General features: G+C 59.5%; 9 protein-coding genes and 2 pseudogenes. 7 read left to right on the top strand and 4 right to left on the bottom strand.

Annotated features, from left to right (window positions below):
• Positions 1-7 precede the first annotated feature (7 nt).
• Together D3Y57_RS01570 and D3Y57_RS01565 are read right to left on the bottom strand one after the other, a co-directional pair.
• Positions 8-858 (bottom strand): annotated as a pseudogene (locus tag D3Y57_RS01570) (transglutaminase-like domain-containing protein).
• Positions 852-1,805: a transglutaminase family protein gene (locus D3Y57_RS01565; RefSeq protein WP_121150742.1), complete on the bottom strand. Its 954-nt coding sequence runs from the start codon at positions 1,803-1,805 to the stop codon at positions 852-854. Before D3Y57_RS01565 ends, D3Y57_RS01570 begins: the two are co-directional and overlap by 7 nt.
• Here D3Y57_RS01565 and D3Y57_RS01560 point away from each other — a divergent pair.
• The 7 genes and pseudogenes from D3Y57_RS01560 to D3Y57_RS01530 all read left to right on the top strand — a co-directional run bounded on the left by D3Y57_RS01560 (position 1,799) and on the right by D3Y57_RS01530 (position 10,148).
• Complete coding sequence (locus D3Y57_RS01560; protein WP_121150740.1) at positions 1,799-2,575, top strand: N-formylglutamate amidohydrolase; 777 nt, start codon at positions 1,799-1,801, stop codon at positions 2,573-2,575. The genes D3Y57_RS01565 and D3Y57_RS01560 overlap by 7 nt on opposite strands.
• 69 nt (positions 2,576-2,644) lie before the next feature.
• Positions 2,645-4,144, top strand: a complete 1,500-nt coding sequence (locus tag D3Y57_RS01555; RefSeq protein WP_121150738.1) for a CoA-acylating methylmalonate-semialdehyde dehydrogenase — start codon at positions 2,645-2,647, stop codon at positions 4,142-4,144.
• Positions 4,145-4,148: 4 nt separating this feature from the next.
• The gene (locus D3Y57_RS01550; protein WP_121150736.1) at positions 4,149-5,294 is read left to right on the top strand and encodes an acyl-CoA dehydrogenase family protein; all 1,146 of its coding nucleotides are present in this window, start codon (positions 4,149-4,151) and stop codon (positions 5,292-5,294) included.
• Positions 5,291-6,385 carry an enoyl-CoA hydratase/isomerase family protein gene (locus D3Y57_RS01545; protein ID WP_239025781.1) on the top strand — a complete coding sequence of 365 codons (1,095 nt, stop codon included), beginning with the start codon at positions 5,291-5,293 and terminating at the stop codon, positions 6,383-6,385. The genes D3Y57_RS01550 and D3Y57_RS01545 overlap by 4 nt, the downstream gene beginning before the upstream one ends.
• The gene (gene mmsB, locus D3Y57_RS01540) at positions 6,382-7,275 is read left to right on the top strand and encodes a 3-hydroxyisobutyrate dehydrogenase (RefSeq protein ID WP_121150734.1); all 894 of its coding nucleotides are present in this window, start codon (positions 6,382-6,384) and stop codon (positions 7,273-7,275) included. The genes D3Y57_RS01545 and mmsB overlap by 4 nt, the downstream gene beginning before the upstream one ends.
• Positions 7,276-7,368: 93 nt before the next feature.
• A complete protein-coding gene (locus D3Y57_RS01535; RefSeq protein ID WP_121150732.1) occupies positions 7,369-8,256 on the top strand; it encodes an HpcH/HpaI aldolase/citrate lyase family protein in 888 nt (295 codons plus the stop codon).
• 141 nt (positions 8,257-8,397) lie between these two features.
• Positions 8,398-10,148: pseudogene (locus D3Y57_RS01530) on the top strand (chloride channel protein).
• Positions 10,149-10,156: 8 nt separating this feature from the next.
• Here D3Y57_RS01530 and D3Y57_RS01525 read toward each other — a convergent pair.
• The gene (locus D3Y57_RS01525) at positions 10,157-10,543 is read right to left on the bottom strand and encodes a Cu(I)-responsive transcriptional regulator (RefSeq protein ID WP_121150730.1); all 387 of its coding nucleotides are present in this window, start codon (positions 10,541-10,543) and stop codon (positions 10,157-10,159) included.
• Positions 10,540-12,909 (bottom strand): heavy metal translocating P-type ATPase, encoded by a 2,370-nt coding sequence (locus D3Y57_RS01520; RefSeq protein ID WP_162986873.1) that lies wholly within the window; start codon positions 12,907-12,909, stop codon positions 10,540-10,542. Before D3Y57_RS01520 ends, D3Y57_RS01525 begins: the two co-directional genes overlap by 4 nt.
• Between the last annotated feature and the right edge of the window lie 179 nt (positions 12,910-13,088).

Genomic DNA, 13,088 nt, shown 5'->3' with positions numbered 1-13,088 from the left:
ACCAGTCTTAGCCATTGCATTTGCTTTCATTGATCTGGAGAATTTTTGCGGTCCCCCGATCTTCATCGGTATGCACGTCGAACTGTACCAACTGCGCGGGGCCGAATGCCGTCGTTAACGCGGTATCGGTCGCATCGCGCCCGCGTGCCATCAAAATCCGTCCGATGCGTGGCGTGTTGTGCCGTGCGTCGAAGATATGCCACTCGCCCCCCAGATACACGTCGAACCATGCCGAGAAATCCATCGGTGAGTCCACGGGAGCAATACCGATATCGCCAAGATATCCGGTGCAATAGCGCGCAGGAATATTCATGCAGCGGCAGAGGGTAATCGCCAGATGGGCAAAGTCGCGACACACGCCCTGCCGTTCCTGATGCGCATCCCACGCCGTTTTTGTCGAGCGGGCGTGATGGTAACCGAACTCGATATGGTTGTGAGTAAACTCGACGATTGCCTGCACCCGTGCCCAGCCAGGCTCGATATGGCCGAACAGCGACCATGCCGTGTTCGATAACCGGTCGGTTTCGCAATAACGGCTGCCCAACAGGAACATCAATATGTCGTTGGGCAAATCTTCGATCGAGTGTTGATGTGCATCGGGAGTCTGCGGGTCCGGGCGGCCATCGTCCTCGATCGTGAAATCGCAACAGAGCGTCAGGCCCCGTCGGGCACGGTAACGCGCGTGCAGACATTTCCGAAGGCGTCGAGATAATCGTACATCGGCACATCGGGCGATGCGAAAATGCGGTGCGGGGTCGCAAGATCCCTGGACCGGGATGGATGGACGCTCAGCATCGCCATCATCGGGGTGGGCATGGCTGTTTCGAAACGGATTTCATAGCCGGCGCGGATTAACATAGGTCGGCCCTTTTGATTTCAGGTTCGATCAGGTCCCCGGGAAGAGGGGCGGGTAAGCGTTGGGTGCCGGAAACATGGTCGTCGACGGAGATGTCGACTTGGACAGTCATGTCGAGGAAGCTGCCGGGGAAACCGGCCCATGTTCCCGAAATCGGAACGGCCTGATAAATATCACGTGCGATGGCGACGCGGATCAGGCCGCGATTTCCGACGAGGCCGTTGGTCGGATCGAATTCCACCCAGCCCGAACCCGGCAAATACACGCGGACCCATGCGTGAGTATTGCCGCCGCCGGTCCGCAATTCGCGTGATGACGGGCTGTACACATAACCGGATACGAAGCGGGCCGCGAAACCCAGCGCCCTTACCGCCTCGATCATGAACATCGCATAATCGCGGCATGTACCCTGACGCCGGTTCAGTGTTTCGATGGGAGTTTGTGTCCCCTTTTCGGGACGGGGGACATAGGTAAATTCGCGCCGGATTGCCGCTGTGATATCGGTCAGCATCGTCAGCGTGTCGGTCTTGCCGATATTGCTCACGAACTTGCGCGCCCAGCTATCGATCAGGCGCTGTGGGTCGAGATGCTGGCGTTCTATCGACCGGAGCAGGTCGGGCATATCTTCCGAAGAATAAGTGAACGGGTAAAACCGCGCATAATCCTCGATATCGTAATGCTGGATATTGGCTGGGCGATGGTCGAGCCGCAACTGGCTGTCGAAGATCAGTTGTTTGCTGCGCTTGTCGAAGGTGGCAATCGCTACGGAATTGCCGAAAACATCCTGAAACCAGCGTAATTCGCTTGGCTCCGGGTCGATTTTCAGCATCGCGTCAATCAAATGCTGGTCGTAACTTTCCCGTGGACGCACCATAATCCGGTGCTCGCCAAAGGCCACGGGTTGTCGGTAGGAATAGGTCGTGACGTGAGAGAGGTTCAGGAATGGCATCGAATAACCCACATATCGGGAGCGGCGAATTGCGACCGTCACCTTTACTTGGGGTGGACGATCCGCCGCCATTTCAGATAATTAACCCCGCAGGCGCTTCATCGTTCCTGATTGTTTGCGATCATGCCGGTAAGTTGATCCCGAGGCGGCTTGGATCGCTGGGGCTTGGGCCTGAAGAGCTTGGTCGTCATATTGCATGGGATTTGGGTGCAGCCGAACTTTCGGTGATGCTCAGTAAGGCGCTCGACGCGACGCTGATCCGCCAGACATATTCGCGCCTTGTCATTGATTGTAACCGCGACCCGTCGGCTCCCGATGCGATGGCGCCGGTCAGCGATGGCACCATAATTCCGGGTAATCAGGATTTGTCGGCGGAGGACCGGGCGGCGCGGGTCGAGTCGATCCACGAGCCTTATCATTCCGCGATCGCATCTGCGCTTGGCGAAAAGACTATCGTTGCAATCCATAGCTTTACGCCGGAAATGAATGGCGTCGTGCGGCCTTGGAAGATCGGGATACTCCATCACCTGGGTAACACCGGCTTTGCCATGAGCGTGTTAGCGGAATTAGGGCGGATGACGACTCAACCGGTCGGCGATAATGAGCCCTATGCGATGGACGGCATCGACTACACCGTTCCGCGCCACGCCTATCCCGCTGAGCTGCCGTATCTGGAGATCGAGGTCAGGCAGGATATATTGCTGACGCCAGAGGGCCGGGCGAGGATTTCGGCGCTGCTGCAAACCGTCCTGCAGAAATGCAAACCATGACTGCATCGCCGTCGCTTGCGCTTGCCGCCGTTCGCTCGCAATTGTCGGGAAAATAGCTGGAGACGGATCATGCGTGCGGTTAACCATTTCATCGAAGGCGGCTCAGGCGTTGCCGCATCACGTTTCGGTGACATCTTCGATCCGAACTCAGGCGCAGTGCAGGCACGCGTTGCGCTTGGCGATGCCGCTGTGCTGGACCTGGCCGTCGCCGCTGCATTGAAGGCGCAGCCCGGCTGGGCAGCGACCAACCCGCAACGCCGTGCGCGCGTGATGTTCGAATTCAAGCGGCTGGTCGAAGCCAATATGGAAGAACTCGCCCACCTGTTGTCGTCCGAACACGGCAAGGTCATTGCCGATTCAAAGGGCGATATTCAGCGCGGGCTGGAGGTGATCGAATTCTGCTGCGGCATCCCGCACATCCTGAAGGGCGAATATACGCAAGGAGCTGGCCCCGGCATCGACGTTTATTCGATGCGCCAGCCGCTTGGCATCGGTGCGGGCATCACGCCGTTCAACTTCCCCGGCATGATCCCGTTATGGATGTCGGGCGTCGCAATCGCGACGGGTAACGCCTTCATTATCAAGCCCAGCGAGCGCGACCCCTCGATTCCCGTGCGCTTTGCCGAGCTGTTCATAGAAGCTGGCTTGCCCGCCGGGATTTGTCAGGTCGTGCACGGTGACAAGGAAATGGTCGACGCCATTCTCGATCATCCCGAAATCGCAGCGGTTAGCTTTGTCGGGTCGTCGGACATCGCGCATTACGTTTACAAACGCGGCGTTGCTGCGGGCAAGCGCGTGCAGGCAATGGGGGGTGCCAAGAACCATGGCATCGTCATGCCCGACGCCGATCTGGATCAGGTGGTCAACGACCTGTCAGGGGCTGCATTCGGATCGGCTGGCGAACGCTGCATGGCGTTGCCGGTGGTTGTGCCTGTCGGTGAGAAAACGGCGATCGCCCTGCGCGAAAAGCTGTTGCCTGCCATCGCAGCGCTCCGGGTCGGCGTATCGACCGATACCGATGCGCATTATGGGCCGGTCGTTAATGCCGCGCATAAGGCGCGTGTCGAGGGTTGGATTCAGAAGGGCGTCGACGAGGGCGCGGAACTGGTCGTTGATGGCCGGGGCTTCAAACTGCAGGGGCATGAGCAGGGGTTTTTCATCGGACCAAGCCTGTTCGATCATGTCACCACCAGCATGGAAAGTTATAAGGAGGAAATCTTCGGACCCGTCCTCCAGATCGTCCGTGCTGCCAATTTCGAAGAAGCCCTCGCGCTGCCCAGTCAGCATCAGTACGGCAACGGCGTCGCGATCTTTACCCGCAACGGCCACGCTGCCCGCGAATTCGCGGCGCGCGTGAATGTCGGCATGGTCGGCATCAACGTGCCGATCCCGGTGCCGGTCGCTTATCACACGTTCGGTGGCTGGAAGCGCAGCGCGTTCGGCGATACCAACCAGCACGGCATGGAAGGCGTGAAGTTCTGGACCAAGGTCAAGACCATTACACAGCGCTGGCCCGACGGCGGCGTGGGCGATGGGGCCAACGCGTTCGTCATACCGACGATGGGGTAAATTAATGACGGGCCAGTTCGAGCTTACCGAGGACCAGCTTGCGATCCAGGACATGGCGCGCAAGTTTACCGCCGACGCGATCACGCCCCACGCTGCGGAATGGGACGAGAAGCACATCTTTCCGCGCGATACGATCAAGTCGGCAGCGGAACTGGGCTTTGCGTCGATTTATGTCAGCGAAGAGTCGGGCGGTATCGGGCTGGGCCGTTTGGACAGCGCACTCATTATGGAGGCGATGGCTTATGGCTGTCCCTCCACCAGCGCGTTCATTTCGATCCACAATATGGCGGCATGGATGATCGATCGTTTCGGGTCGGCGGCGGTCAAGGCGAAATACCTTCCCGACCTCGTCACGATGGAAAAGATCGCATCCTATTGCCTGACCGAGCCATCATCGGGTTCTGACGCAGCGGCGCTGAAAACCAAGGCAGTTCGCGACGGTGACCATTATGTCGTCACCGGGTCGAAAGCGTTTATTTCGGGCGGCGGCGCGAACGAGATTTACGTGACGATGGTCCGCACGGGCGAGGACGGGGCAAAGGGCATCTCGTGCCTCGTCATCGAAAAGGATATGCCCGGCGTCTCGTTCGGCGCGAACGAGCGCAAGCTGGGCTGGCATTCGCAGCCCACGGCACAAGTCAATTTCGACGGCGTGCGCGTGCCGGCCGAAAATTTGATCGGTGGCGAGGGTGAGGGGTTCCGCATCGCGATGATGGGCCTTGATGGCGGCCGGTTGAACATCGGTGCCTGCTCGCTTGGTGGCGCACAACGCTGTCTGGACGAAGCGATTGCCTATACCAAAGACCGCAAGCAGTTCGGCAAGAGTATCGCTGATTTCCAGAATACCCAGTTCATGCTGGCCGATATGGAAACCGATCTACAGGCCGCCCGCGCGCTGTTGTATATCGCGGCTGCCAAGGTCACGGCGAACGCGCCCGACAAAACCAAATTCGCGGCGATGGCAAAGCGGCTTGCGACCGACACCGGGTCGAAGATTGCCAACGATGCGCTGCAACTGTTTGGCGGCTATGGCTATTTGCAGGATTACCCCATCGAACGGTTCTGGCGCGATCTGCGCGTGCATTCGATCCTTGAGGGCACAAATCAGGTCATGCGGATGATCGTTGGCCGTGAACTGACACGAACATGAGCGATACAGTGATGAGCGATACAATGAACAAGCCGGCGATCATGCAGGGGGCCGACGAAGTCTTGGCTGTTATCGAGGACAACGCCGGGCGCATTCGCCTGAACCGCCCGAAAGCCCTCCACGCGCTGACGTTGCCGATGTGTGAGGCGATGAGCGCTGCACTGACGAAATGGCAGAGTGACGATAGCGTCAAGGCCGTGATTATCGACCATGCCGAGGGTCGGGGCTTTTGCGCGGGCGGCGATATTCGTTTTCTGGCTGACGGTGCGACGCGCGGCGGTGCGGATTCGCTGCGGTTTTTTCATACCGAATATCGGCTTAACTATCAGCTTTTCACTTATCCGAAACCGGTGGTTGCTTTCATGGACGGCGTCACGATGGGCGGCGGCGTCGGTATCAGCCAGCCAGCAAAATATCGGATCGCGACGGAGAACACGCGTTTTGCCATGCCCGAAACCGGCATCGGCCTGTTCCCCGACGTTGGAGGTGGCTGGTATTTATCGCGGCTTCAGGGGCGTATTGGGGTCTATCTTGCGCTGACCGGCGCACGTCTCGACGGGGCCGAATGCTTCGCTCTCGGATTGGCGACCCATTATCTTCCCGCTGCCGCTCTGGACGAGGCCAAGTCGCGGATCGCTGCCGATCCCGGTGAAATCGATGCGATACTGACAAGCCTTTCGATCACGCCACCAGACGCTCGGGTGGTTCATAGCATCGCCATGATCGACCGGCTGTTCGCTTCGGATGTGTACGAGGATATCCTCGCGGCACTTAATGACGATGGTTCCGAATGGGCGATGAAGGAACTCGCAACACTCCGCACGAAATCGCCCCAGACTTGCAAGGTGGCGTTGCGTCAGTTGGCGGCGGGGGCAAAATTGACGGATTTTGCCGATGATATGCGGATGGAATACCGGATCGCGAGCCGCGTTATCCTGCTTCCTGATTTCGTGGAGGGGGTCCGTGCGGTGATCGTTGACAAGGACAATGCCCCGGTCTGGAACCCGTCGACGCCCGAGGGCGTGACACCCGAATTGCTCGACGCGATCTTTGCGCCGTTGCCCGCCAATCAGGAGTGGACGCCGTTATGACCAATACCACCATCGGCTTTATCGGGCTGGGTAACATGGGCGGCGGCATGGCCGCCAACCTGGTGAAAGCAGGATATTCGGTCCACGCGTTCGATCTTTCTAAAACCGCGCTGGACGCTGCGGTTGCCGCTGGTTGCGTTGCCGTAAACAATGCTGTCGAGGCGGCGAGTGCCAATATCGTTGTAACGATGCTCCCGGCTGGCAAGCATGTGCGACAGGTTTATGCCGAGGCACTGGTGGCGAACGCCAAGCCCGGCACGCTGTTAATCGATTGTTCGACTATTGACGTGGCAAGTGCCCGTGCGGTCGCAGAACTTGCCGTTGGTGCAGGGCTAGTCGCGGTCGATGCGCCGGTGTCAGGCGGCATTGCTGCTGCCAATGGCGGGACTTTGACATTCATGGTCGGCGGACCGGCGGATGGGTTTGCGCGCGCAGAGCCGATACTGGCGGCGATGGGCAAAACGATCATTCATGCAGGCGCAGCCGGCGCGGGACAGGCCGCAAAGATCTGCAATAATATGCTGTTGGGCGCGACAATGATCGCGACATGTGAGGCATTTGCGCTGGCCGAAAAGCTGGGGCTCGACCTCCAGACATTTTACGACATCAGCTCAAAGGCGTCGGGGCAAAGCTGGTCGATGACAAGTTATTGCCCTGTGCCCGGTCCGGTTCCGGCATCGCCCGCAAACCGTGATTTCGAGGGTGGATTTCAGGCTGCGTTGATGTTGAAGGATCTGAAGCTGGCGGTCGAAGCTGCTCAGGGTGTCAATGCGTCGGTGCCGATGGGGTCGAATGCTGCGGCGCTTTATCAGGCATTCGTTGGGCTGGGTTCGGGGTCGAAGGATTTTTCCGCCATCATCAAGTTGCTCGACGGGCGGCTGACGCAATAGTTTGTGCCAGCCGGCGCTGCGTCTGATTACCGAAGCCTTGCCGAGCCACGTTTCTCGCGACACTGTGAAAACCGTGTAACGCCAGGGAAACCGATGACCATCTCGACAGAAATTTTTAACGCCCGATCATGGCTGTTCGCCCCCGGTGACAGCGTACGAAAGATGGAAAAGGCGAGCGACAGCGCAACGGACGTTGCGATTTTCGATCTTGAAGATGCTGTAACCGAAAGCGAAAAGCCCAAGGCACGGGGAATGGTCGCCGACTTTCTCAAGTCGCGAACTGACGATCATTCGCGGTTTTGGGTGCGTATCAATCCGCTCGATGGTCCGTTTGCGCTTGCGGATCTGGTCGCTGTGGTCGGCAGTCGTCCGGGCGGAATCATGTTGCCCAAGGCGCGTGGCCGGGCCGATGTGGAACTGCTGAATAATTATCTGAGCATTCTGGAAGTTGCGGCCGACATCGAGCCGGGGTTGATCAAAGTCATCGCGCTGGTCACCGAAACCGCCGAAGCCATGTTCACGACCGGCGATTACGCTGGCGCGCCGCGTCTGGTTGCGATGACATGGGGAGCCGAAGACCTCGCCGTTGCTCTGGGCGCGAGCGATAATAAGGGCGCTGATGGCGATTATGGATTCACATTCCAGATGGCGCGCAGTTTTTGCCTTATCGGTGCGGCGGCTGCCGGGGTCGCTGCGATCGACACAATCCAAAGCGATTTCCGCGATCTGGAGACGCTTCGCAAACGCGCCGAGCAAGTGCGTCGAGAGGGTTATCGTGGAATGCTCGCCATTCACCCGGCGCAGGTCGATGTCATCAACGCCGCCTTCACGCCGAGCGATGAGGAGGTGATGACGGCGCAGGAGATCGTGGACATTTTCGCGGCCAACCCCGGCGTCGGCGCGATCGGATATAAGGGGGGTATGCTCGACCGGCCTTATCTTTCCCGGGCACAGGCATTGTTGAAACTGGCTGGACGCTGATACAAGTCGCGCGGGGGCGTTCTTATTTGAGGGAGGAATTGCTCATTCGCATTTTCCAGACTCGCCCTCAAATGGAAACCCTTCCCATGGTCATCGCCATTTGCTGTGTGCTGAACGGGAAGGCGCCCAGCGATCCCTCCTATGAATGAGCGGTTTTTGCGGCCTCGCGGGATTGTGTCCGCCGCGCGGCGCTTGTTCCGGGCCAGCGAAGCCAGCTTCATTCTGCTTGCGGTCGGGGTTGGGATCGCCGCCGGGCTTCTGGCCGCTGTGCTCGGTGCTACGGCGCATTTTCTTCAATCCACGCTTTATGACCTTCACCTTGACGACCGGCTCAGCGGTCTTGCTTCAATCTCTCCGATCCGGCTGCTTTCATTGCCATTGGGAGGGGTTGTGCTTGGCGCGATCGTGCTCCTGGTTCGAAACCATAAGCGGACTGCGATCGACGTGGTGGAGGCCAATGCGCTTCATGGTGGACGTATTCCGTTTCGCGACACGCTGCTTGTGTCTGGTCAGACTCTTGTTTCCAACGGTTGCGGTGCGTCGGTCGGGCTTGAGGCGGCCTATGCACAAATGGGGGCGGGGTTGCCTCGATCGTCGGCCAATGGCTCAACTTGCGCCGTAACGATCTTCGCGTGCTGGTTGGAGCGGGATCAGGTGCCGCGATTGGCGCTGCATTTGGCGCACCCCTGACAGGCGCATTCTATGCCTTTGAAATTGTCATCGGTGCCTATACGCCCGCCAGTATTGCTCCCGTTGTGGCTGCCACTCTGGCAGCGGTTGTCACAGCGCGATCACTGGGTGCGACGCCCTATTTGATTGCTGCAACCAGCAGCCAGAACATCGCAACCGTTGACTATCTGCTCTATGCCGGGCTGGGGTTGATCGCAGGGTTCGCAGGGATAGCGCTGATGCGTTTGGTGTCGTTTGCGGAAGCGGCCGTTCGCCGCACGGTGCTGCCCGAATGGGCAAGGCCCGTTGCCGGTGGCCTGATCCTTATCCCGATCGCGCTGGGCTCACCACAGGCACTGTCGGCTGGACATGGCGCGCTACACCTCACGATCGGGGGCGAACTGGCGCTGAGCGCATTGACGCTCGTATTTGCACTTAAATGTCTCGCTTCGGTTGTGTCGCTCGGCTTTGGTTTCCGTGGAGGGCTGTTCTTTGCGTCGCTCTTTCTGGGGGCGTTGCTCGGCAAGATCCTTGCGGGCTTGTGGATGCTCATTCCGGGCGTCGTTCCATTATCGCTGATGGATGCTGCGCTTGTCGGAATGGCGGCACTGGCCGTTGCGGTCGTTGGTGGCCCGATGACCATGTCCTTTCTCGTTCTGGAGGCGACCCATGATTTTGCGATCACGGCGGTCGTGCTTACTGCCAGCCTGTGTTCCAGCGCACTGGTCCGCGAAAAGTTCGGCTATTCGTTTTCGACCTGGCGCCTGCATCTGCGGGGCGAGGTGGTGCGGAGCGCGCGCGATATTGGCTGGATGCGGGCGCTGACGGCCCGCAAGATGATGCGCGCGGCACCCGCCACGGCATTGCCCACACTGTCCAAGACTATTTTCAGGCAGCAGTTTCCGCTGGGATCTACAAGCCGCGTTTTGCTTCAGGACGCAGCGGGCCATTATGCCGGTCTGGTCTCGACCGCCACCGTGTTCGCCGACGCCGGGGATGGCGAGCGGCCGATCGCCGACCTTTCAATCCTGAATGGCGTCACGTTGCCGCCCGATTTTACGATCGGGACGATTATGGAGCGCTTTGACGAGAGCGGCGCGGATGATCTTGCCGTTGTCGATGCAGAAGGTCGCATCTTGGGTATGCTGACCGAGAAATATGTCCGCAAACGCTATGCCGATGAAATCGATCGATCGCAGCGCGACCTTTATGGCGAAAACTAGCGACAGGCTCAGGAAGCCAGACGTGAGAGTATCGGACATTCGGGCCGTTCGTTGCCGTGACAGCCTTTTGCCAAATCCAGCAATGCCTCGCGCATGGCATTAAGCGCATCCGCCTTTCGACCAAGGTCCGCCGCGCGCGATTCCGCCAGTGCTTTTACCTCTGCACTGGCACGGTCGTGATTGGACCATAGATCGAGCAGCCTGTGAATTTCCTCGATTGGAAATCCCAAATCCCGGGCATTCGCGATGAACCTTAGCCTGTGTATGTCAGCTTCGGAATAGTCGCGATACCCACTGTCGCGGCGCGGTGGCGACGGAATTAGGCCGATCTGTTCATAATGGCGGATCATCCGTTGCGAGACCCCGCTCGCAGTCGATGCACCTCCGATATTCACAGCGTCACCCGGTTGAGACGCAGCGCGTTGGTGACGACGCTGACGGAGGAGAGGGCCATCGCGGCGGCGGCGATGACAGGTGACAAAAGAATGCCGAACACCGGGTAGAGCAGCCCGGCGGCGATGGGGACACCGGCGGCATTGTAGATGAAGGCGAAGAACAGGTTTTGACGGATGTTGGCCATCGTCGCTTCGCTCAGTCGTCGCGCCCGCACTATGCCGTTAAGGTCGCCTTTGAGCAGCGTGATGCCAGCGCTTTCAATGGCAACGTCGGTGCCCGAACCCATGGCAATGCCGACATCCGCTGCTGCCAGAGCGGGCGCGTCGTTCACGCCATCGCCCGCCATGGCGAGGACACGCCCTTCACTTTGCAGGCGCAGGACGACAGCAGCCTTTTGATCGGGCAGGACTTCGGCTTCGACCGTATCGATGCCGAGTTTACGGGCTACGGCGTTGGCGGTCGTGCGGTTGTCGCCGGTCAGCATAACGACCCTGATGCCCTCCTTTTCCAAAGCCGCCAGCGCTCCGGCAGTCGTCGCCTTTATCGGATCGGCGATGGCGAGAATGCCGGCGACACGACCGTCGATGGCGGCGAAAATGGCGGTGGCGCCGTCTGCGCGCAGATCGTCCGCCTTTTGAGCCGCTGATGATACGTCGATGCCGTTTTCCTTGAGATAAGCGGCTCCGCCCAGAAAGATGCGCTTGCCGTCCACGGTGCCGACCGCGCCTTTACCTGTTGGCGCGTCGAAGTCGGAAACGTCCGGAACGTCGAGCTTTCGATCCATCGCCGCGGTGACGATCGCGAGCGCCAGGGGATGTTCGGACGCCCGTTCGACGCCAGCGGCGAGGCGAAGAATGTCGTCCTCTGAAAAGCCGTTCATTGCGACGATGGCGGTTACGGAAGGTCGTCCTTCGGTCAGCGTGCCGGTCTTGTCGAGGACGATCGTGTCCACCTTTTCCATTCGCTCCAGCGCCTCGGCATTTTTGATCAGGACGCCAAGGCCCGCGCCTCGACCGATACCGACCATGATTGACATTGGCGTCGCCAGGCCGAGCGCACAGGGGCAGGCAATTATCAGCACCGCAACGGCGGCAACGAGTCCGTGCGCCAGTCGTGGCTCTGGACCCCATATCGCCCATATCGCGAAGGAGAGCAGGGCAATCGTAAGGACCGTCGGGACGAACCAGCCCGCAACCTTGTCGGCCATGCGCTGGATCGGTGCGCGCGAACGCTGAGCATCGGCCACCATCTGGACGATGCGGGCCAGCATCGTGTCGCGACCAACCTTATCTGCCCGTACGATGAGCGATCCGGTCTGGTTTATCGTCCCAGCCACAACAGGCGCGCCGATCGTTTTCGTCACGGGCATGGATTCGCCTGTGACCATCGATTCGTCGAGCGAGGACTGGCCATCCTCGACGACCGCATCAACAGGCACTTTCTCTCCGGGGCGGACGCGCAGCTTGTCGCCGACGACGATCAGGTCGATTTCGACTTCTTCGTCGCTGCCATCCGCCATGATCCGACGGGCGGTTTTGGGCGCGAGATTGAGGAGCGCCTTGATCGCGCCCGAGGTGCGTTCACGAGCGCGTAATTCGAGAACCTGACCCAACAGGACAAGGACAGTGATGACTGCGGCGGCTTCGAAATAGATGGCGACGGTGCCGTCCATCATACGAAACGCCGCCGGAAATATGCCGGGAGCGAGGGTGGCGACGACGCTATAGGTCCAGGCAACGCCTGTCCCCATCGCGATCAGCGTGAACATGTTGAGGTTACGCGTTCGAAGCGACGCCCAGCCGCGTTCGAAAAACGGCCAGCCTGCCCAGAGGACGACGGGGGTCGCCAGTGCGAATTGAACCCAGCCCGATATACGGTCGGGAATCTGATGGCGCAGCGCCGGAAACAGATGTCCGCCCATTTCCAGCAGGAATACGGGGATTGTCAGCACAAGGGCGATCCAGAAGCGTCGCGTCATATCGACGAGTTCCGGGCTGGGTCCGGCGTCGGCCGTCACCATTTCTGGTTCGAGCCCCATACCGCAAATCGGGCAGGGCACTGGTTCCGACACGCGAATTTCCGGGTGCATTGGACAAGTCCAGATCGTGCCCGGAGCTGCGACGATGGGCGCGTTGGCCCGGCCCGAAAGATAATGTTCAGGATCGGCCATGAACTTCGAACGGCAGCCAGCGCTGCAAAAATGATAATCGTCTTTTGCATGGTGGGCGTGATGGGCCGTTGTGGCCGGATCGACCGTCATTCCGCAGACGGGATCTTTGGCCGACTTGATGTCGGTTGGACCGTCATGGTTGCCAGCGCCCCCACTGTGCGCGCCTGAATGCGACGTCGTTTTCGAATCCGTCATAGCTGTTTTCCTTATCGACGCACCTCATCTAATGTCTGACATCATGTTAGGGTCAAGAGCTATAATCTGCCTCGCGATCGTTGATGACGAGGGGTGGCGACGTCGCGCGCGTATAATCAATATACGGATGTGAAGTCTCCGGTCGTTCACAAGCTTTTGCTGGGGAGGGCCGGGTGGAA

It is taken from the genome of Sphingomonas paeninsulae (genome assembly GCF_003660165.1).
Taxonomy (GTDB): domain Bacteria; phylum Pseudomonadota; class Alphaproteobacteria; order Sphingomonadales; family Sphingomonadaceae; genus Sphingomonas_O; species Sphingomonas_O paeninsulae.
This window is presented reverse-complemented; position numbering and strand designations above follow the sequence as displayed.